The following is a 21,110-nucleotide window of genomic DNA, read 5'->3' as shown; positions in this document are numbered from 1 at the left end:
CGAAACGCTGTCCGAAGAGTCGCGCAATGCAACGGCACTGCGCGACCTTGTAGGAGCCGGCTTGCTGGCGATCCAGGCGGCGCGGTCTGACAGACCACCGCGTCGATACCATCGCCAGCAAGCCGGCTCCTACAGGGTGTGGTGCTTAGTGGAACAGTACTGCAGTCTTCTGCAGGGTGACCCAAACGCCCCACGCCAACGGAATACCGACCACCAGCCAGGCGGCAATCGCCATCGGCTTGCTGCCCGGAGCGGCTTTCCATTCCAGCACGGTGCGGCTGTCGGCACCCTTGTCATGACCCAGCGCCTGCTCGGCGGCGAGTTCGGCGTCGGTCATGAAGTACTTGTCGGCCACCGGCCGCACCAACAGGTTGCAGATGAAGCCCAGCACCAGCAGGCCGGCGAGGATATACAAGGTGATGTCATAGGCCGCGGCGCGCTCGACGCCGACGCTCAGTTGATACTCACGCAGGTAGTTCACCAGCACCGGCCCCAATACCCCGGCAGCCGCCCAGGCCGTCAGCAGGCGACCGTGGATCGCACCGACCATCTGGGTACCGAACAGGTCCGCCAGGTAGGCCGGTACCGTGGCAAAACCACCGCCGTACATCGACAGGATCACGCAGAACGCCGCCACGAACAGCGCGACGCTACCCAGGTGACCGAGGCTCGGTACCGACGCATAGAGCAAGAAGCCCAGGGCGAAGAACACGAAATAGGTCGCCTTGCGGCCGATATAGTCCGAGAACGAAGCCCAGAAGAATCGGCCACCGATGTTGAATAGGCTCAACAAACCGGTGAAACCGGCCGCGATGGCGGCGATCTGGCCCAGTTGCGCGGCGTCCAGCTGGCCGAAGGTCAGGCCGTTGCCGAGCAATTTGCCGGCGAAGACTTCCTGCAACAGCGGCGAAGCCATGCCGAGGATGCCGATACCGGCGGACACGTTCAGGCACAGCACCAGCCACACCAGACGGAACTGCGGGGTTTTCCAGGCCACGTTCACGTGCACGTGACGGTGGGTGATCATCGCGTTGCTGCTCTTTTTCGCCGGTGCGGTCCAGCCCTCGGGCTTCCAGCCGGTCGGTGGCACGCGGTACGACAGCGCGCCGCCGATCATGAAGACGAAGTAGATCGCCGCCATCACCGCAAAGCTCTGCCACACGCCGACACTGGTGGGCGAAGCGAAATGGCCCATCAAGGCCGCAGCCAGCGGCGCACCAACCATCGCGCCGCCGCCGAAGCCCATGATCGCCATGCCGGTCGCCATGCCGCGCTTGTCCGGGAACCACTTGATCAGGGTCGACACCGGCGAGATATAACCCAGGCCCAGGCCGATGCCGCCGATGACCCCGGAGCCGATCCACATCAGCCAGATCTGGTGGGTATAGACCCCCAGCGCCGAAATCAGCAGGCCACCACACCAGCACAGTGCGGAGACCACACCAGCCTTGCGCGGACCGGCGCGTTCCAGCCAACCACCCCAGATCGCGGCCGAGCAGCCGAGGAAGATGAAGAACAGGGTGTAGATCCAGCCGAGCATGGAGATCGGCCAATCACACTGCGACGAAAACACTTGTGCGATAAAGCTCATGTCCGGCGCGCAAGCGACCGGTGCGGTGATGCCCAAGGCCTTGGACAGCGGTAACCAGAACACCGAGAAGCCGTAGGCCATGCCGATGCACAGGTGGATGGCCAGAGCGGCCGGCGGCACCAGCCAACGGTTGAAGCCGGGCTTGGCGATGATGCGTTCTTTTGACAGGAAAGCAGACTCGGCGACTTGAGTGTCCGCCGTAATACTAGTGCTCATTTGAAGTGTCTCCCCCAATTGGAATGATGGTCCGCCAGCCACACATCACTCCCGGCCTAGGTGCACGCAGGCTGGCCGTTTTATCGGATGATGCTTGTTACGCGACAATCAGTCGCAGAAGGACGGGCGAACCGAGAGAGGTTACCATTTACCCATGACAGAACAACCAGACTGATACGGCCTTTGTGTAATGCAACTGCACTGTTCTTGACATCCCCGACCCCATGGGAATGTCGACCCGCTCCTACAGAAAAGCCTGTCCCGGATATTCGAGGAATGTATGCCTATCGTTGTCGAGTCCCTCACCGAAGCCACCTACCAGGACCAGCAGGACCTGCAGAAAATCTACCAGGACGCACCGCCCTGGCTCGTCGCACCGCTCGCCGACGGCCAGCAACTGATCGAAACCGCCCTGGCCGATGGCAGCCTGATCGCCGGGCGTTTCAATGACCGCCTGCTGGGGGCGGCGCGCCTGGAACGAGGCGCGGAGTTCTGGCTTTTATCCCAACTTTGCGTCAGAAAAATCACCAGACGACGCGGGGTAGCCGAACGGCTGGTGGCAGAAGCCTCGCGAATGGCCGGGCTGGCCGGTGCGCAACTGCGACTCCAGGCGCCCGCCGGGCATCCCGAAGCCCAGGCGCTGGCGGCCAAGTTGCAGGTTGCCCTGGACCCGCTCTGAGGCGCATCCATGTCCTGCCGCCAACTTCGTGGCGCTATACTCGCGGGCTAAATTTCAAATTCCACTGACTGCAAGGACTCGCCCATGAAAGCGTTCGGCAAAATCCTGGGTCTGGGGCTTCTCGGATTGTTGCTGATCATCGTGGCGGCAGGCTTTGCCCTGACCCACCTGTTCAATCCCAACGACTACAAAAACGAGATTCGCCAGATTGCCCGCGACAAGGCCCACATTGAGCTGACCCTCAATGGCGACATCGGTTGGAGCCTTTTCCCCTGGCTGGGCCTGGAGCTGCACGATGCCAGCGTGGCGACCCTGGTCACCCCGACCCAACCGTTTGCCGACCTGCAGATGCTCGCCCTGTCGGTGCGCGTCCTGCCGCTGCTGCGCCGCGAAGTGCAGATGAGCGATGTCCGTGTCGAAGGCCTGAACCTGCGCCTCAACCGCGACAAGGACGGCCACGGCAACTGGCAGGATATTGGCCGCCCGGCCCCTGGCGCCAGTGTCACCGCGCAGACCGACAAGGCCGCGGAACCCGCCGGCGTCGAAGCGGAAGACAAACCCTCGCAACCGATCCGCCTGGACATCGACAGCCTGACCGTGAACAACGCCCGCGTCGAATTCAACGATGAAAAGACCGGCCGCCAGTTCACCTCGGAAAGCATCCAGCTGAGCACCGGCGCGGTGCATGACGGCAAGGAAATCCCGGTCAAGATGACCGCATTTTTCGGCACCAACCAACCGGTCCTGCGGGCCCGCACCGAACTCAGCGGCAACCTGCGCTTCGACCGCGTGCTCAAGCGCTACCAGTTCGAAGACATGCGCCTCGGTGGCGAATTATCCGGTGATCCGCTGCAAGGTAAACCACTGACCTTCTCCGCCCAGGGCCAGTTGCTGGTGGATATGGCGGCGAACGTCGCCGAATGGACCAGCCTGAAGCTGTCGGCCAACCAGTTGCGCGCCCTCGGCGAGCTGAAAGCCAATGACCTGAACAAGACTCCGCAACTCAACGGTACGCTGTCGATTGCCCAACTGGACCTGATGAAGTTTCTCGACAGCATCGGTCAGCCCCTGCCGACCGTGGCCGACGGCAGCCTGAGCAAGGTCGAACTGGTCACCCACCTCACCGGCACGCCCACCAGCCTGGTGCTGGATGGCCTCAACCTGAAACTCGATGACAGCAGCTTCACCGGCCGCATCGCCGTCGAGGACTTCGCCAAGCAATCCCTGCGCGTGCAACTCAAGGGTGACAAATTCGACGTCGACCGTTACCTGCCGCCGAAATCGGCCGACGCCGACAGCGCGTCGAAAGTCCGTCAGGCCGAGGTGCTGAACAGCGAAGCCAACGCCATCGCCAGTAACTCGCCCTTGCCGGAGTCCCCGACCAAGAGTGCCTGGAGCAGCGACAAGCTGATGCCGGTCGAGCGCCTGCGCAGCCTCGATGTGGACGCCGATCTCAGCTTCGACCAACTGACCCTGAAAAAGCTGCCGATCAACAACGCCGCCCTCAAGGCCACGGGCCTGGGTGGCGTGCTGACCCTCAGCGACCTGCGCGGCGATCTCTACAGCGGCAGCTTCAGTGCCAAGGGCACTCTCGACGTGCGTGCCGATGCCCCGCGCCTGAGCCTGCAAACCCGACTGAACCGGGTGCCGGTCGAACGGGTACTGCAAGCCCAGGGACAGAAGCCGCCGGTCAAGGGCGCCCTGTCCCTCAACAGCGACTTCAGCGCCACCGGCAACAGCCAGAAAGCCCTGGTCGACAGCCTCAACGGCAGCGCCAGCTTCGTCCTCGCCGACGGCCTGCTGCTCAACGCCAACCTCGAACAGCAACTGTGCACCGGCATCGCCACCCTCAACCGCAAGACCCTGAGCAGCGAACCCCGGGGCAAGGACACACCGTTCCAGGACCTCAAGGGCAACCTGAACCTGCACAACGGCGTGGCCAACAACCCGGACCTGAAAGTCCGTATCCCGGGCCTGAGCGTGAATGGCAGCGGCGATATCGACCTGCGTGTGCTGGGCATGGACTACCGCGTCGGCATCATCGTCGAAGGCGACAAGAGCGACATGCCGGACCCGGCCTGCCAGGTCAGCGAACGCTTCGCCGGGATCGAATGGCCGCTGCGTTGCCGTGGTCCGCTGGAGCTGGGCGCCAAGGCCTGCCGTATCGACAAGGACGGCCTCGGCCAGGTTGCCGCACGCCTGGCCGGCAACAAGCTGAGCGACAAGATCGACGAAAAACTGGGCGACAAGGTCAGCCCCGAACTCAAGGACGCACTCAAGGGGCTGTTCAAGCGATGAGAGCCGAGCAGTTTTCCAGCGCCGTGCTGGATTGGTACGACCACCACGGCCGCCACGACCTGCCCTGGCAACAAGGCATCACGCCGTACCGGGTGTGGGTGTCGGAGATCATGTTGCAGCAGACCCAGGTCAGCACCGTGCTGAACTACTTCGACCGCTTCATGGCCTCGCTGCCGACGGTCGAGGCCCTGGCCGCCGCGCCGGAAGATGAAGTGCTGCACCTGTGGACGGGCCTGGGCTACTACACCCGGGCGCGTAACCTGCAGAAGACCGCGAAGATCGTCGTTGCCGAACATGGTGGCGAGTTTCCCCGTGACGTCGAGAAGCTCACCGACCTGCCGGGCATCGGCCTGTCCACCGCCGGCGCCATCGCCAGTATCAGCATGGGCCTGCGCGCGGCGATCCTCGACGGCAACGTCAAGCGCGTGCTGGCGCGCTATACGGCTCAGGAGGGTTACCCGGGCGAACCGAAGGTGGCCAAGCAGCTCTGGGCCAACGCCGAGCGTTTCACCCCCCACGCCCGAGTGAACCACTACACCCAGGCGATGATGGACCTGGGCGCGACCCTGTGTACCCGCAGCAGGCCCAGCTGCCTGCTCTGCCCACTGAAAGTCGGCTGCGAAGCGCACATGCTCGGACTGGAAACCCGCTACCCGATTCCCAAGCCACGCAAGAGCGTGCCGCAGAAGCGCACCCTGATGCCGCTGCTCGCCAACCGCGATGGCGCCATTCTGCTTTACCGGCGCCCTTCCAGCGGCCTCTGGGGCGGTTTATGGAGCTTGCCGGAACTCGACGACCTCGATGACCTGCCGCACCTGGCCTTGCAGCACTCGCTGGAGCTGGGCCATCAGCAGGCGTTGCCGAACCTGACCCACACCTTCAGCCATTTCCAGTTGGCCATCGAGCCGTGGCTGGTGCAGGTCGAAGAGAGCGCCCATCACGTGGCCGAGGCCGACTGGCTCTGGTATAACCTCGCCACCCCGCCGCGCCTGGGCCTTGCCGCCCCGGTGAAAAAGCTGCTCAAACGGGCAGCCGACGTTTTGAATGCAGGAGAGTCGTCATGACCCGCACCGTAATGTGCCGCAAGTACCACGAAGAACTGCCCGGCCTTGAGCGCCCTCCGTACCCGGGTGCCAAGGGCCAGGACATTTTCGAACACATCTCGCAGAAAGCCTGGGGCGACTGGTTGAAGCACCAGACCCTGCTGATCAACGAGAAACGCCTGAACATGATGAACGGTGAAGACCGCAAATATATCCAGGGCGAGATGGACAAGTTCTTTTCCGGCGAGGAATACGCCCAGGCCGAAGGCTACGTACCGCCTGCCGAATAATCCCGTGTTTTCGAGGGTTGAGTCGTAAGCGACGGTAATAATTAAAATTTTTTTGAAAACTTGCTTGACGATCCCTCGAAAAACGCTTTTAATGCGCCCCGTTGCCCAGATAGCTCAGTCGGTAGAGCAGGGGATTGAAAATCCCCGTGTCGGCGGTTCGATTCCGTCTCTGGGCACCACTAATTAGTTTCAGGTGGTGTCAACGTCATCTGAAAGCCCACAAGAAACCCGCCTAGTGCGGGTTTTTTGTTGCCCAAATTTTCTTCGTCCTTTCCTGGACATCCTCGGCGCCCCAGGCCCGCACCCGACAACTGTCATGGTCGGCAAACAAGACAGTTCGTGGCGCTCATTCCCAACCGTACCGGTACTCGCCCCACCAGGCTGATTAGTGTGCGCATGTTCTTCAGGCACGCAGGAGCCGAGCATGAATATCGCCCACTGGCTGGACCAAGCCGGCGCCCTCTACCCGAAGCGCCCAGCTCTGTTCGAAGGACGGCAGCAAGTCGCCAACTATGGCGCTTTTGTCGACCTGGTCCGGTATCGGGCCGCGTATCTGATCAACGAGCACGGCATTGCCCCCGGCGACCGGGTTGCACTGTTCATGAAGAACTGCTGCGAATACCTCGAGCTGCTCTACGCCATCTGGTGGGCCGGCGCCGTGGCAGTGCCGATCGACTGCAAGTTGCACCCCGTCGAGGCCGGCTGGATCGTCGGCAACGCCGACGCCCGGCTGATTTTCACCGACGGCGGCCAGGTGTTCGCACCCGAGAGACTGCCCCTGGGCTGTCTGGAACTGGATCGCGAGGACATGGGCGCGCTCACTTGCGTCACTCCGCCCCCCGACACGCCGTGTCCGCGTCATATCGATGACCTGGCCTGGCTGTTCTACACCTCCGACACCACCGACAGTTGCAAAGGCGTGATGCTGAGCCACGGCAATTTGACGGACATGTCGCAGGGCTGCTCGCCCGCTGTCACTGCGATCAACACCGATGAGGCCGTGGTGTATGCCGCGCCGATGTCTCACTGCGCCGGGCTCTACAACCTGATCCATGTGCGCCAGGCTGCCCGCCACGTCGTCCCGGAGTCTCGCGACTTCAAAGCCGACGAACTGTTAGAGCTGGCGAGCGGGTTCAGCAATATCACCTTGTTTGTGGCACCCGCGATGTTCACCTGCATGGTCGAGCAGGCCCGCCGTGAGGGCTACGACGGCAAGGGCATCAATACCATCATCTATGGCGACGCGCCCATCTACCCGACAGAACTTCGCAATGTGCTGCTCAAGAACAACTATGGCGAGCTCCTCAAGACGGAGCTGCGCCTGTGGCTGAAGGCCAGTGCCAATGACGCCACCGTGCCCTGAAGGACCTGTCACGGATACCCGGCCGCCCCGGATTCCGACCCACCCCCCAAAGGAGCCGTCAGCATGACGCAAGCCAACGCAGCCCGATTTCCAGAGACCAAGAGCCAAGACCTGCAAGCCTACTTCCTGGGCCTGATCTCCGTAGCGGCCTTTGCCATGACCTTACCTGCGGCGAAAATGCTTGCGGGCGATCTGAGCGCCGTCCAGGTCGGGATCTTTCGCTCGGTGATCGCAGCCTTCGCCGCAATCCCGTTTTTGCTGATTGGCCGCGCCAGGTTTCCGAACCGCTCGCAGATCAAGCGCATGCTGCTGACCTCCACCGGGATCGTCTACGGCTTCCCGATCCTCACCGCGCTGGGCATGCAGTATGTGCCCGTCAGCCATGGCGGCGTGGTCCTCGCCGCCCTGCCGCTGTCCACCGCGATCTTCGGCACCCTGATCACCGGCTCACGCCCTTCCAAGGCGTTCTGGGCGGTCTCCAGCCTGGGCTTCCTGGTGGTGATGTCGTACACGGTGATGAAGTCGAATGTTTCCGATATCTACGTTGGTGATCTCGCCCTGCTCGGAGCTGTCGCACTGGCCGGCTTCGGCTATGCCCAGGGTGGCGCGCTGTCCAAGGAACTGCCGGGTTGGCAGGTGATGTGCTGGACCCTGGTCATCAGCCTGCCGGTGCTGCTTCCGGCCAGTCTATGGCTGTACGACGGCAACACCCTCGCCCACCTGCCCGGCAGCGGTGTCGCCGCCCTGCTGTTCCTGGCGCTGGTCAACTCGCTGCTAGGCTTCTTTTCCTGGAACCGCGCCCTCGCACTCGGCGGCATCCAACGCATCAGCCAGTTGCAGTTGCTGCAACCGTTCTTCACCTTCGGCTTCTCGATCTGGCTGATGGGTGAAGCCTGGAACTGGCTGACGCCATTAGTCTGCGCTATTGTCATCGTCTTGGTCTGGTTGTCCAAACGCACCTGAGCCTCTGCCCGGCAGCCGAGACGTCCTCATCCTTGAATGGAATCTCAAGCATGACTTCTTCGACATCTTTTTGTCCGAGCGGTGAGTTGCAGCAAAGGAGTGCATTGCGGGATGAACATGACATCCGGTTGACCGACCATTGCACCAGGGCCGTCCTCGAACTGCTGGCTCTCAAGCCCGGGGAACTGCTCCTGGATATCGGCTGTGGCGACGGCCACCTGAGCGAACAACTCCAACGTTACGGGAATCAAGTGGTGGGGTTCGACAGCGACCCAAGCCTGGTGTCGGCCGCCCGGGCCAGAGGGCTGGAGGCACGCCATGGCAATGCCGAGCAGTTGTACTTTTATCAGGAGTTCGATGCGGTCCTGAGCTATGACGCCCTGCACTGGATGCAGCGCTCGGACCAGGTGGCCGTCGGCATCTACGAAGCCCTGAAACCGGGTGGACGTTTTGTCGGTGAGTTCGCCGGAGCCGAGCACCAGACAGTGCTGCGGCGCGCACTGCGCGACTCACTGGCACGCAGATCCCTTGACTTCGAAGTCGCCGATCAGCTTTACCTGCCGACAGCCGGGGCCTACCAGCAAGTGCTCGAAAACGCGGGCTTCCACGTCAGCGCCATTCATTGGTTCGAACACCCGGTGACTCTGGACTGCTCGATTGCCCAATGGCTACAAATGTTCGGTAGCCGCTACCTGGCACTCTTGCCCAGCGAATCGCAAGAAGCGTTTCTGAATGAAGTGTCCGAAGAGCTGACGGCAGATTTACTGGACAGTAACGGCCAATGGACACTGGACTGCACACGCCTGCGGTTCAAAGCCGAGAAAAAGTGAGCTGGAGTTCTCCATGTCGACGAAAACCACTGGACTTGCACTGAAATCCTTTTATGCCGAGCCTGCCGTGTGGCTGAACCATGACGGCAGGCCGCTCCACTGGATCGAGAACATCAGGCTGACCATCAACGACTCGGAAGTGGATGACGAGTTATGCATCCAGCATCTGCAGGACAGCGATGAGGTCATCATCCTTGAGGGCACCATCTTCTCCTATCAGAACCTGAGCGAAGTCATGAGCCTGGAACGCTACTTCAAACTCTGGCAGCGCAGCCTCGGCTCGGTCTTCCTGGGCGCCTTCATCCCCGAAGCCCAGTACGAAAAGCTCAGCTCGATCATCGAAGCCGCCGGCGGACAAATACTGCGCAGCACGACCAGCGCCTGAGCCAAGGCGCCACGCTCTCAGGCATCGTGCCCGATGGGCAGCGACGACGCGACCAGACCGAGCTGCGCCTGGAGAAAGTGTTTGAACCCGGGATGATTGCAATGGCTGACGTTGAAGCGGATGTACTGGTCATACTCACTGGTATTGCTGAACAACGAGCCTGGCGCCAGCAGGATGCCGGCGCGATGGGCCTGTTCGACCAGGCCCGGTATATTCACCTGCTCCGGCAAACGCCCCCAGAGAAACAGGCCGTCCGCGCCGTGCTCCTCAAACACCACGCCGCAAGCCCCCAACCACTCACGCGCCCTTGAGCGCTCCCGCATGACCCGCTGACCCAGCCCGTCCAGGTGGTGCTGATAGCGGCCAGACTCCAGGGTGTAGGTCACGATGGTTTCGTCAATCGCCGAGCCGCACAGCAAGTTGTACATTTTCTGCTCAATCAGCCGTTCGACGAAGGCCGGCGGAGCCGCCACGTAGCCCAGGCGCAACGCCGGGCTGAGCACCTTGCTGAAACCGCTGATATAGAACGTCCTGTCGAGGCCATCCAGACTGGCAAGCCGCAGTGTCGACCTTGACGAGAGCCCACCGAAAATATCGTCCTCGATGATATGAAAATCATACTGCCGGGACAGCGACAGCAGCTTGAAGCCCTTCGCCGGCGAGGTGCTGCCACCGGTAGGGTTGTGCACCAGGGTCTGGGTCAGGAACAGTTTCGGTCGATACTTGATCAGCATCGCTTCCATCGCCGCCAGGTCCGGCCCGTCATCCAGGCGCGGCACCGTGATGATCTTGAAGTTGCGATCCTTGATCAGCTTCAGTTGCAGCAGCAGGTAGCTGGGGTCCTCCACCAGCAGGTAATCCCCGGGACTCAGGAGAATACTGCGCAGCAGTGAAAACCCATGGGTGGCGCCCATGGTGACCACGATCTGGTTACTGGCGGCGTTGATCTGGACCTCGCGCAACTTGCGCGCAATCACCGCCCGCAGGTCCTGGCTGCCGGCTGCCGGCGCTGGAGTGCTGCAGGAAAGTGTGTTACGAATCAGCCGCCCGGTCACGGAAGCCGGGACCGCGTCGACCAGCCAGGACGGAGGCAAGTAACCTGAACTCACGGGAATATCGTATTGCGTCGGGTCCAGGGCGCGGAAGAGAAAACTCGAGTGTTCACTGGAAGGCGGCACCAGTGTGTCGGTGTCCTTGAGGGGACCGGCCGGATTGCAGGCCAGGATGAAATAGCCCGCGCCCGGACGCGACTCGATGACGTGTTGCGCCACCAGGTCTTCGTAGGCGCTGCTCACCGTAAAGATACTGACGCCCAGTTGCTTGGCCAGCGCACGAACAGAAGGGAGCCGCCCGCCCTGAACCCACTGAAAGGATTCAATGCGGGCAATGATCGCGTTTCTGATCTGGTCCACCAGCAGCGTCTTGCTGTTGCGATCTATCTGGAACATGGCATTCCTTTGTTGAAACAGCCGCCGTCCGAAGGTTAGCGTCTCGTGCACCGATAGCCACGGCAGTATCGGCGATCAATTTGCCCAGCTGCAAGCACTGTATCAGGGCGCAAAAAGCGCTCAGGGATCAGCCCCCCCTTTCCATGCCAGGGACCCGCTCAATGAGTTCGATCACCCGCCAGCCATGCCTCTCGCCCACCGCCTCCCGCGCCGAGACTTTCAGTGAACGGGCCGCTGATGGATTTGCACTGGGCGGTTTTGCCTGGCGCCATGGCGACGGTGATGCGACACGCCCGGTGGTGATCATCAACGCCGCCACTTCGGTGCGCTGCCGCCATTATTCGCGCTTTGCCGACTACCTGTTTGCCAACGGCATGGACGTCATCAGCTACGACTATCGCGGCATCGGTGAATCGCGTCCGGCGACGCTGCGCGGGCTCAAGGCTTCCTGGACCGACTGGGGCGCGCTGGATTTCGAAGCCATGCTGCAGCGGGCCGCGCGCGAGCATCCTGGTCAACCCATCGATGTGGTCGCCCACAGCTTCGGTGGTTGCGCGGTCGGGCTGGCCGCCTCAGGGCATTGGATTCGCCGGGTGGTCAGCGTCGGCGCGCAATTCGCCTACTGGCGCGACTATGCGCCCGCCACCCGCTGGAAGATGTTCGGCAAGTGGCACCTGATCATGCCGCTGCTGACCGGCCTCTACGGCTATTTCCCGGGCAAGCGCCTCGGCTGGCTGGAAGACACCCCCGCCGGGGTGGTGATGGACTGGGCGACACCGACCCCGGACTACGCCAAGCGTCCCAGCGGACGAAAACTCGCCATGCTGCCCTTTTCCCGCGTAAAGGCCCGGATCCTCGCCATCAGTCTCACAGACGATCCATTCGGTACGGTGGCGGCGATTGAGCGGCTACTGGCCTACTTCACCACCAGCCACCGCACCCACCTGCGCATCGCGCCTGAGGATATCGATGAATCAGAGGTGGGACATTTCGCCTTCTTCCGTAGCCAGTATCAGGAAAAGCTTTGGCCGATTGCGCTGAACTGGCTGGAGCAGGGGGAGTTGCTGGCGGGAACGCCGGGGACGATTGGCATTGTCGCGGTTCACGGGGATAATTCCTCGCTTACCTCTTTGTGAAAGCACCCCAGTCCATGGCATCCCAAGACAAGCAACACAAACGCGCGCAACGGGCGAAAGCCAAGGCCAAGCAGAACCGGACCAAGCGCGCCAGTGCGCCCGCCGAGTCGCTGCCGGTGGATGATGATCGGATCGATTTCGAGTCGGTCGACCTGACGGATCTGTTCAAGCGCATGCGCGCCGCCGAAACCACCAGCCAGCAGGCCATGTGCATGGCTTTCCTGGAAGACCCGTTGCTGGCGTTGGTGCTGGAGCAGGAAGGCGAGGAAGAAGCGACGGATTTCATCCTGTCCGCACTGATCGAATATCGTCAGTGGACCAGTGAAGCCAGCGAGGAAGCAGCGCTTGCCTGGATCGAGAGCCCGGCGTTTCAAGCTGATTATGTGGCGGCGTCGCAGGCGCTGCAAAAAGCCGCCGACTAACCGCCACAACGCCTCAGTTCAACACCGCCCGCCCGGCTTTCTCAAGCCGGCGACGGCGTGCCACCAGCAAACCGGCGGCCACCACCAGCACACTGAGCAAGCCCGTGGCGAGGATCTCGACGCGATGGGCTTCCTGGCACAGCATCACGCCCAGTATCGCGACGATGAACACAATCACCGCCCAGGTCAGACCCGGGAACAGCCACATTTTGAAGTCGATCTTCTCGCCCCTGTCCATACGCTGGCGGCGCATGCGCAGTTGCGACACCGCGATCACCAGGTACACCAGCAGCGCAATCGCGCCGGAACTGGCCAACAGGAACTCGAACACCGCTGCCGGTGCAACATAGTTGGCGAACACCGCCAGGAAGGCCGCTGCCGTCGACAGCATCACCGCCCAGTAAGGCGTGCCGCTGGCATTGGTGCGCTTGGCCACGGCCGGCGCATCGCCACGCTTGCCCAGGGAGAAGAGCATCCGCGAAGCGGTATACAGCGCCGAGTTCAGGCAACTGGTCACCGCGACCAACACCACCAGGTCAACGATCAGCTTGGCATTGGGAATGCCCATGCGATCCAGCACCACCTGATAGGAACCGACCGCCGCCAGGCTCGGGTCATTCCACGGCACCAGCGACACCACGATAAAGATCGACACCAGGTAGAACAGGCCGATCCGCCAGATCACCGAGTTGGTGGCCTTGGAGATTTGCTTGCCCGGATCTTTCGATTCAGCCGCGGCAATGGTGACGATTTCCGTACCCATGAACGAGAACATGGTGGTCAACATGGCCGCCAGCACCGCGCCCAGGCCATTGGGCATAAAGCCCACGGTATCGACCAGATGCGACACGCCGCTGACCTGGCTGCCAGGCAACCAGCCGAAGATCGCCAGCAGACCCAGCACCACGAAGCCGATAATCGCAATCACCTTGATCAGCGCAAACCAGAACTCGAATTCGCCGTAGTTCTTCACGCTGAACAGGTTGGTCGCGGTCAGCAACAAGGTAATGATCAGGGTAAAGGCCCAGATCGCCACATTGGGGAACCAGGCATGCAGGATGGTTGCGGCGGCGTTGGCCTCCAGCGGAATCACCAGCACCCAGAACCACCAGTACAGCCAACCGATGGTGAAACCGGCCCAGTGCCCAATGGCACGGTCGGCGTAGGTCGAAAAGGACCCCGTGTCCGGCGAGGCCACGGCCATTTCGGCGAGCATGCGCATCACCAGCACCACCAGGGTCCCGGCGGCGGCATAAGCCATCAGTACCGCAGGTCCGGCTTCGGCGATCGCGTGCCCGGAACCGACAAACAGCCCGGCACCGATCACCCCGGCAACCGACAACATGGTCACATGCCGCGGTTTAAGGCCCTGCTCCAGATTATTGGAAACTTGCGTCCTGCTCATTGAGACTACCTATGCAATGAAGAGCGCGCCCTACACACCGGAAACCCTGTAGAAGGAATCCAACGGGGGCGTATTTTATTTTTTACGCAAAATTTGCGCCAAAATGTTACATGACTCCGATTTCCGCGGCCTGCACGCCCGACCAAAGGGCGTTCGTAACCCATTGAGATAGATGGCTATTTGCCAAGACGTTACCGAGACACCCAAATTTAGACTCGCAAGTCGCACCAGAAACACTCAAAAAATAGCGTAACGCCCCATTTCAGGGCGAACCTATGCCCGCTCAGCGGGTTTACCCTTCCCACCCTTGGCCAAAGCTGGCACCATCGCGCCCCTTTTTAAGCGACTGCCGAGTCAGCAAGACGGATAAAACGGCTGCTCGGTTGTTGCCGGGGCGACAGACTGCTGTGCCGATGCGACAACCTGTCACCCATCCGTCCTGCACCGGCTTTTCCCTATGCTAGCTTGGCGCTCGCCAGGAAGGCCGCCAATAGCAGGAGCACGACAGAGACATGAGGACCGCACATGGCTGAGGCCACGCCCGCGCTTGAAATCCGCAACTTGCACAAACGCTACGGTGAGCTTGAGGTACTGAAAGGCATCTCGCTGACCGCCCGCGACGGTGATGTGATCTCGATCCTGGGCTCCTCCGGTTCCGGCAAGTCGACCTTCCTGCGTTGCATCAACCTGCTGGAGAACCCGCACCAGGGCCAGATCCTGGTCAATGGCGAGGAACTCAAGCTCAAGGCCGCGAAAAATGGCGAGCTGGTGGCCGCCGACGGCAAGCAGATCAACCGCCTGCGCAGCGAAATCGGCTTTGTGTTCCAGAACTTCAACCTCTGGCCGCACATGAGCATTCTCGACAACATCATCGAGGCCCCGCGCCGGGTGCTCGGCCAGAGCAAGGCCGAGGCCATCGACGTCGCCGAAGGCCTGCTGGCCAAGGTCGGGATCGCCGACAAGCGCCACGCCTACCCCTCCCAGCTCTCTGGCGGCCAGCAACAGCGTGCAGCCATTGCCCGGACCCTGGCCATGCAACCCAAGGTCATCCTGTTCGACGAGCCGACCTCGGCCCTCGACCCGGAAATGGTCCAGGAAGTCCTCAGCGTGATCCGTGCCCTGGCCGAAGAAGGCCGCACCATGTTGCTGGTCACCCACGAAATGGGCTTTGCCCGCCAGGTGTCCAGTGAAGTGGTGTTCCTGCACCAGGGCCTGGTGGAAGAACAAGGAACCCCACAGCAGGTTTTCGACAACCCGCTGTCGGCGCGCTGCAAACAATTCATGTCCAGCAACCGCTAACGGAGCAACACGCATGCAGACCTGCAAAAAATTCCTCCTGGCCGCTGCCGTCTCCATGGCCTTCAGCGCCAGTGCCTTTGCCGAAACCCTGAAAATGGGCATCGAGGCCGCTTACCCACCGTTCAACAACAAGGATGCCAGCGGCCAGGTCGTGGGCTTTGACAAGGACATCGGCGAGGCCCTGTGCGCCAAGATGAAAGTCGAATGCACGGTCGTGACCTCCGACTGGGACGGCATCATTCCGGCCCTGCAGACCAAGAAGTTCGACTTCCTGATCTCCTCCATGTCGATCACCGACGAGCGCAAGCAGGCCGTCGACTTCACCGACCCGTACTACTCCAACAAGCTGCAATTCATCGCCGCCAGGAAAGACGCCGACTTCAAAACCGACAAGGCCTCGCTCAAGGGCAAGATCATCGGTGCACAGCGTTCGACCCTGGCCGGCAGCTGGCTGGAAGATCATCTGGGCGACGACGTCACCATCAAGCTCTATGACACCCAGGAAAACGCCTACCTCGACCTGCAGGCCGGGCGCCTGGACGCCATCCTCGCGGACAAGTACGTCAACTACGAATGGCTGAAAAGCGACGCTGGCAAACCTTACGAGTTCAAGGGCAACCCGGTGGAAGAAAGCGACAAGATCGGTATCGCTGTCCGCAAGAAGGACAACGAACTGCGTGAGAAGCTGAACGCCGCGCTGAAGGAAATCATCGCCGACGGTACTTACAAGAAGATCAACGACAAGTACTTCCCGTTCAGCATCCTCTGACGCCCCGATGGCCGGCACCTCAACGCAAGGTGTCGGCTGTCCCTGGTAAAGCCTGCCTCTGCCCATGAATATCGACCTCTATGGATTCGGCCCGGCGCTCGCCGCCGGCGCGCTGATGACCGTCAAGCTTGCGCTCTGCGCCCTGTGTCTGGGACTGGTGCTCGGGCTGCTCGGCGCCTTGGCCAAGACTTCACCCTACAAACCGCTGCAATGGCTGGGGGGCGCTTATTCGACCCTGGTCCGTGGCGTGCCGGAACTGCTCTGGGTGCTGCTGATGTATTACGGCACCGTCAATTTGATGAGCGCATTGGGCGAGGCATTCGGTAACCCCGAACTGGCCTTGAGCCCATTCGCTGCCGGAGTCACGGCCCTGGGCCTGTGCTTTGGCGCCTACGCCACGGAAGTGTTTCGCGGGGCGATCCTGGCGATTCCCAAGGGGCATCGGGAAGCGGGGGTCGCACTGGGCATGTCCAAGGTGCGGATCTTCACCCGGCTGATCATGCCGCAGATGTGGCGCATCGCCCTGCCGGGGCTGGGTAACCTGTTCATGATCCTGATGAAGGACACCGCGCTGGTCTCGGTCATCAGCCTGGAAGAAATCATGCGCCAGGCGCAGAACGCGGTGCTGTTCAGCAAGCTGCCGTTTACCTTCTACCTGGTGGCGGCCTTCATGTACCTGGGCCTGACCGTCCTGGCCATGACCGGCATGCATTTCCTGGAAAAACGCGCCGATCGCGGTTTTGTGAGGACCACATAATGGAATGGGAAGTCATCTTCAAATGGCTGCCGAAGTTCTACCAGGGCGCGGTCCTGACCCTGGAACTGGTGGGCATCGCCGTGGTGCTGGGGTTGATCCTGGCGATACCGCTGGGCATCGCCCGTGCTTCGAAGCTCTGGTATGTAAGGGCATTGCCCTACGGCTATATCTTCTTTTTCCGCGGTACGCCGCTGCTGGTGCAGTTGTTCCTGGTGTATTACGGCCTGGCGCAGTTCGACGCGATTCGCGAGAGCTTCATGTGGCCTTACCTTCGCAGTCCGTTCTGGTGCGCGACGGCCACCATGACGCTGCACACCACCGCGTATATCGCTGAAATCCTGCGGGGCGCCATCCAGGCGATTCCGCCGGGTGAGATCGAAGCGGCGCGGGCGCTGGGGATGTCGCGGGCCAAGGCGATGTTCTACATCATCCTGCCGCGCGCGGCGCGGATCGGCCTGCCGGCGTACAGCAACGAAGTGATCCTGATGCTCAAGGCCAGTTCGCTGGCGAGTACGGTGACGCTGTTGGAGCTGACCGGCATGACCCGGACCATCATTGCGCGCAACTACCTGACGGTGGACATGTTCTTCACGGCGGGGGTGTTCTATCTGGTGATTTCGTTCCTGCTGGTGCAGGCGTTCAAGCAGGTGGAGCGCTGGATGCGGGTGGACGCGAGCCAGGGGCGCTAAGCACGCCCAAACCGTTACTCAAGCTGTTCAGTTAATTTGGCCTTGCCGCAGGAGCACCCACCGGTTTGCAGCATGTATTTGCGACCCGGCTTCTCGCCGCGCAGAGCAAGAGCATGGCGGCTCACTTCCTCGGCACCGAGTGGCCCGCCGTGCCCCATATGAAAGCGTTGCATGCCCGCGTCGACCATGCCCATCAGTTCGGCGCTGACCGTTTGAGGATCGTCCTCAAACGGAGGGCGTATGGCGCGCCCTGTTCGCATCATGCCGCCCAGAAAAACACCTGACGCAATCAGGTCGCCGACGAGGGCATCCCCGCCCTCCAGTTCAACCGACACGGAGCCCGCAGTGTGACCCGGCGTATGCCTGGCGCTGCCCGCGATTCCAAAGCCACTCAGATCGAAACGCGCGTTGTCCTGCAGAAGGATATCCGGGGTGAAGGCCGTGTAAGGCTCACCCGGCACGCCTGATCGCAAGAAAAGCGGCCCCCACCAGTGGGCCACGCAATAGGTCATCTCCTTGCGCCGCTCGTAGTAGTCGAGGTCCGCTGCGTGGGCCATGATCGGCGCGCCCGTCAATTCACGCAGTCTAGCGGCCGACCCCGCGTGATCCGTATGGGCATGAGTGACGACGATCAACGTGATATCGCTCAATGTTCGACCGTGCTGCTTCAACACGCGTTCGATCTTGGCTTCTGACCCGGGAATCCCCGTGTCGACCAGCACACAGCCCTTTGCGCCGATGACCAGATGGCAGTGAACCATGCCGAAGGGAAGAATGGGGACCGTGATGATTTGATGTTCGTTCATGGGTTTGCTCTTTCGCAGGTTCGCGGTGTCGGTAAGGAAAAGGCACGGCTAAAGCGGCTGATCCGAGAACAAATTATCGTTGGGCAGGCTCAGTGACGGAGTGTCAATATTGACTATAAAATTGCCGAAATAGCCAAATCGCCTGCTTCTTGGGAAATTCGATGAAAACCGTGCGTATTGCCGTTCTTGCCTACAGCAGTTGCATGCCAACCCAACTGTTTGGCATCGCGGATGTCCTGCGCATTGCCGGCGACCTCGATAAAAGCCTGGGCGCCAAGCGAGGGGTCAGCCTGAATGTGGAGCTGATCAGGCTGCCCGGACAGAAAGTAACGGTCTCAGGCGGTTTTGTGCTGCCGCTCAAACGCCCCGTCGGGCACTACGATCTTCTGATCATTCCCGGCTTCGAGACTCAGCGGCAGCAAGACTGGGCGGCGAAACTCGGGCCGCTTTCACGAGAGCGGGATTTCATTAGTCGCAGCTTCGCTCGCGGCACCGCGGTGGCCGCTGTCTGTGTCGGTTCGTTTCTGCTCGGCGAGGCGGGCCTGCTGGATGGGCGCAACGTCACGACCGCCTGGTTATTTGCCAGCGATCTTGCTGCTCGCTATCCGCAAGCGAGGGTGAACGCCGACGCTATCCTGTTGGAGGACGGTGCCGTGGTGACGTCCGCAGCAGTCAGTTCCGCCTTCGATCTGGCCATCCATCTGATCAAGCGCTATTTGGGTGCAGAGGTTGCTACCGCGACCGCTGCGGTCACGCTATTGCCGACGCAGCGGGCGAGCCAGTCGCCTTATGTCGACACCCGTTTGCTTCAGCGCGAACTGCCCACTTTTTCGCAAAACCTGATTCAGTGGTTTGAGCACAGATTGACTGAAGACTACGACTTGAAGACGGTCGCGCAGGCGTTCCATATCAGTGGTCGCACGCTGATTCGCAGGACCAATGCCGAAACCGGAAAGTCGCCACTGACGCTCTTGCAGGAGGCAAGAGTCGAGCAATCCAAACGCCTGTTGATAAGTTCCAACTGGCCATTGGCGCGGATCGTGGAATCGGTCGGCTATGCAGACCTCGCGAGTTTCACACGACTGTTCACGAAACTGGTCGGCGAGACGCCCGTGAAATATCGGCGTCGCCGTGTCCCGGCCAAAGCCTGAGGCCTGGCTGACGAAGACCGGTAACGCCAAGAGCCACTGCCCCCTGTAGGCGCTAGCTTGCTGGCGATAGCGGTGTAACATTCACCACCGCTATCGCCAGCAAGCTGGCTCCTACAGGTTACGTGGCGGCTTTGACATTGGTGCCACCCCGGAACCCCCAACATGCCCACTATCCTCCAAGGCCTCAAACTGCAAACCCGCTTCAAGGCCCTGGACGAATTCCTCTCGGCACACCAACACCTCTGGCGCCCACGCCCCTTCACCCATCTGCACCTGCCGTGGGAAATCCAACACCCGGAACTCGCCAAGTGGTTACGCCAGCGCAGCCTCGACGACGCCGAAGCCAGCCATAACCACCCGGAACACCTCGCCGCACCCGCGCCGCTTCCCGCGCTGGCAGCCGAATCCGCCGCCTTGGCCGCCATCGGAACACTCCCCGACAACGCCCTGCCGCCGGCCAATCACCGCCTGAACGTCGACGTCCCCGGGCGAAAATGGCAACAAATAGAAGCCTTCGCCGCCCGCCTCGACTTTGCCCAATCGCCCACGCACTGGCTCGATTGGTGTTCCGGTAAAGGCCATTTGGGCCGCCGCCTGCTGCAACCCGGCCAACAGCTGACCTGCCTGGAATACGACCCGGCCCTGATCGCCAGCGGCCAGCAGCTCAGCCAGCACCATCGCCTGCCGGCTCAGCATCTGCAACAAGATGTCCTGACCTCCGATGCCGCTGCACGCCTCAGCGTCGACCACACCCCAGTCGCCCTCCACGCCTGCGGCGACCTCCACGTGCGCCTGATGCAACTCGCCAGCGCTGCTGGCTGCCGCCAACTGGCCATCGCACCCTGCTGCTACAACCGCGTCAGCGCTACGCACTACCAGCCCTTGTCCGCTGCCGCCAAAGCCTCGGCCCTGCACTTGTCGCTGGACGACCTGGCCCTGCCCCTGAGCGAAACCGTCACCGCCGGCGCCCGGGTCCGTCGCCAACGCGACACCTCCATGGCCCGGCGCCTGGCCTTCGACCTGCTGCAACGGCGTCTGCGCCAAACCGACGATTACCTGCCCACGCCCTCGCTGCCCAGCGCCTGGCTCGACAAACCCTTCGCCGACTACTGCCGCGACCTGGCCGCGCTCAAGGAGTTATCCACAGTCGGCGAGCAAAACTGGACGCAATTGGAGGCCGCAGGCTGGCGACGGCTGGCACAAGTGCGCAACCTGGAGTTGGTGCGCGGCCTGTTCCGTCGCCCGCTGGAACTCTGGCTGGTGCTGGATCGCGCGCTGTTTCTGGAAGAACAAGGCTACGCCGTACGCCTGGGCCTGTTCTGCGAAAGCCCGCTGACACCGCGCAACATGATGCTACTGGCAGAGCGCTATTAACCCTTTCTTGACGCTACGCAGCCTGTGGATAACTCTGTTGATGCTTTTCCCGCAGACGCCCGGAAAACAAAGCCTACAGAGCAAAAAGCCACCTGGTCATTTTTTGTTCACAAAATAAAGCACCAGAAAAACAGGCAGTTGCGCGTTTATGAGAACGTGTCCACAAATTTGCATCTTCACCGCGCTAACGACCATC

Annotated in this window: 20 protein-coding genes and 1 tRNA gene; 17 read left to right on the top strand and 4 right to left on the bottom strand. The window is 61.6% G+C overall.

The genetic code is table 11. From position 1 onward, the window contains the following. Positions 1–145 precede the first annotated feature (145 nt). Positions 146–1,807 (bottom strand): OFA family MFS transporter, encoded by a 1,662-nt coding sequence (locus HX866_RS28130; protein ID WP_177090878.1) that lies wholly within the window; start codon positions 1,805–1,807, stop codon positions 146–148. 280 nt (positions 1,808–2,087) lie between these two features. Between HX866_RS28130 and HX866_RS28125 the strand changes: the two genes are divergently transcribed. The 9 genes from HX866_RS28125 (at position 2,088) to HX866_RS28085 (ending at position 9,658) form a co-directional block, all read left to right on the top strand. After that, the gene (locus HX866_RS28125) at positions 2,088–2,486 is read left to right on the top strand and encodes an acetyl-CoA sensor PanZ family protein (protein ID WP_177103055.1); all 399 of its coding nucleotides are present in this window, start codon (positions 2,088–2,090) and stop codon (positions 2,484–2,486) included. Between the two features lie 84 nt (positions 2,487–2,570). Further along, complete coding sequence (locus HX866_RS28120) at positions 2,571–4,784, top strand: AsmA family protein (protein ID WP_177140887.1); 2,214 nt, start codon at positions 2,571–2,573, stop codon at positions 4,782–4,784. Beyond that, positions 4,781–5,848, top strand: a complete 1,068-nt coding sequence (mutY, locus tag HX866_RS28115; RefSeq protein WP_177090884.1) for an A/G-specific adenine glycosylase — start codon at positions 4,781–4,783, stop codon at positions 5,846–5,848. Before HX866_RS28120 ends, mutY begins: the two co-directional genes overlap by 4 nt. Then, positions 5,845–6,117 (top strand): oxidative damage protection protein, encoded by a 273-nt coding sequence (locus HX866_RS28110; RefSeq protein ID WP_100940325.1) that lies wholly within the window; start codon positions 5,845–5,847, stop codon positions 6,115–6,117. The genes mutY and HX866_RS28110 overlap by 4 nt, the downstream gene beginning before the upstream one ends. A gap of 103 nt (positions 6,118–6,220) precedes the next feature. Continuing rightward, positions 6,221–6,296, top strand: a tRNA-Phe gene (locus HX866_RS28105). A gap of 245 nt (positions 6,297–6,541) precedes the next feature. Next, positions 6,542–7,480: an AMP-binding protein gene (locus HX866_RS28100; RefSeq protein WP_177090912.1), complete on the top strand. Its 939-nt coding sequence runs from the start codon at positions 6,542–6,544 to the stop codon at positions 7,478–7,480. A 63-nt stretch (positions 7,481–7,543) separates the two neighbouring features. Continuing rightward, positions 7,544–8,443 carry a DMT family transporter gene (locus HX866_RS28095; protein WP_177140886.1) on the top strand — a complete coding sequence of 300 codons (900 nt, stop codon included), beginning with the start codon at positions 7,544–7,546 and terminating at the stop codon, positions 8,441–8,443. Between the two features lie 50 nt (positions 8,444–8,493). Next, a complete protein-coding gene (locus HX866_RS28090) occupies positions 8,494–9,273 on the top strand; it encodes a class I SAM-dependent methyltransferase (RefSeq protein ID WP_177125343.1) in 780 nt (259 codons plus the stop codon). 13 nt (positions 9,274–9,286) lie between these two features. Continuing rightward, positions 9,287–9,658 (top strand): hypothetical protein, encoded by a 372-nt coding sequence (locus tag HX866_RS28085; RefSeq protein WP_177090918.1) that lies wholly within the window; start codon positions 9,287–9,289, stop codon positions 9,656–9,658. A gap of 17 nt (positions 9,659–9,675) precedes the next feature. Here the strand turns inward: HX866_RS28085 and HX866_RS28080 are convergent, their stop codons facing one another. Continuing rightward, positions 9,676–11,106 carry an aminotransferase-like domain-containing protein gene (locus HX866_RS28080; RefSeq protein ID WP_177140885.1) on the bottom strand — a complete coding sequence of 477 codons (1,431 nt, stop codon included), beginning with the start codon at positions 11,104–11,106 and terminating at the stop codon, positions 9,676–9,678. Between the two features lie 161 nt (positions 11,107–11,267). Between HX866_RS28080 and HX866_RS28075 the strand changes: the two genes are divergently transcribed. Beyond that, the gene (locus HX866_RS28075; RefSeq protein ID WP_177125342.1) at positions 11,268–12,242 is read left to right on the top strand and encodes an alpha/beta hydrolase family protein; all 975 of its coding nucleotides are present in this window, start codon (positions 11,268–11,270) and stop codon (positions 12,240–12,242) included. 14 nt (positions 12,243–12,256) lie between these two features. Beyond that, a complete protein-coding gene (locus tag HX866_RS28070) occupies positions 12,257–12,664 on the top strand; it encodes a hypothetical protein (protein WP_177140884.1) in 408 nt (135 codons plus the stop codon). A 13-nt stretch (positions 12,665–12,677) separates the two neighbouring features. Here HX866_RS28070 and gabP read toward each other — a convergent pair whose 3' ends face one another. Beyond that, positions 12,678–14,069, bottom strand: a complete 1,392-nt coding sequence (gene gabP, locus HX866_RS28065; protein ID WP_177140883.1) for a GABA permease — start codon at positions 14,067–14,069, stop codon at positions 12,678–12,680. A gap of 525 nt (positions 14,070–14,594) precedes the next feature. Between gabP and HX866_RS28060 the strand changes: the two genes are divergently transcribed. The 4 genes from HX866_RS28060 to HX866_RS28045 all read left to right on the top strand — a co-directional run bounded on the left by HX866_RS28060 (position 14,595) and on the right by HX866_RS28045 (position 17,583). Then, positions 14,595–15,368 carry an ABC transporter ATP-binding protein gene (locus HX866_RS28060; protein ID WP_177140882.1) on the top strand — a complete coding sequence of 258 codons (774 nt, stop codon included), beginning with the start codon at positions 14,595–14,597 and terminating at the stop codon, positions 15,366–15,368. Between the two features lie 13 nt (positions 15,369–15,381). After that, positions 15,382–16,137 (top strand): ABC transporter substrate-binding protein, encoded by a 756-nt coding sequence (locus HX866_RS28055; protein WP_177090930.1) that lies wholly within the window; start codon positions 15,382–15,384, stop codon positions 16,135–16,137. A gap of 64 nt (positions 16,138–16,201) precedes the next feature. Next, entirely contained in the window at positions 16,202–16,894 is a 693-nt protein-coding gene (locus HX866_RS28050; RefSeq protein ID WP_177090932.1) for an ABC transporter permease, read from the top strand. After that, a complete protein-coding gene (locus tag HX866_RS28045) occupies positions 16,894–17,583 on the top strand; it encodes an ABC transporter permease (RefSeq protein ID WP_177140881.1) in 690 nt (229 codons plus the stop codon). Before HX866_RS28050 ends, HX866_RS28045 begins: the two co-directional genes overlap by 1 nt. A 14-nt stretch (positions 17,584–17,597) precedes the next feature. On the opposite strand, the gene HX866_RS28040 is transcribed toward HX866_RS28045, so the two are convergent. Then, positions 17,598–18,389 (bottom strand): MBL fold metallo-hydrolase, encoded by a 792-nt coding sequence (locus HX866_RS28040; RefSeq protein ID WP_177140880.1) that lies wholly within the window; start codon positions 18,387–18,389, stop codon positions 17,598–17,600. 161 nt (positions 18,390–18,550) lie between these two features. On the opposite strand from HX866_RS28040, the gene HX866_RS28035 reads away from it, so the two are divergent. Continuing rightward, on the top strand, positions 18,551–19,540 hold the full coding sequence (locus tag HX866_RS28035; protein ID WP_177140879.1) for a GlxA family transcriptional regulator: 990 nt from the start codon (positions 18,551–18,553) through the stop codon (positions 19,538–19,540). Positions 19,541–19,702: 162 nt separating this feature from the next. Then, complete coding sequence (locus tag HX866_RS28030) at positions 19,703–20,914, top strand: methyltransferase (protein ID WP_177140878.1); 1,212 nt, start codon at positions 19,703–19,705, stop codon at positions 20,912–20,914. Positions 20,915–21,110 lie beyond the last annotated feature (196 nt).

It is taken from the genome of Pseudomonas gingeri, assembly GCF_013386165.1.
Lineage (GTDB): Bacteria > Pseudomonadota > Gammaproteobacteria > Pseudomonadales > Pseudomonadaceae > Aquipseudomonas > Aquipseudomonas gingeri_C.
This window is presented reverse-complemented; position numbering and strand designations above follow the sequence as displayed.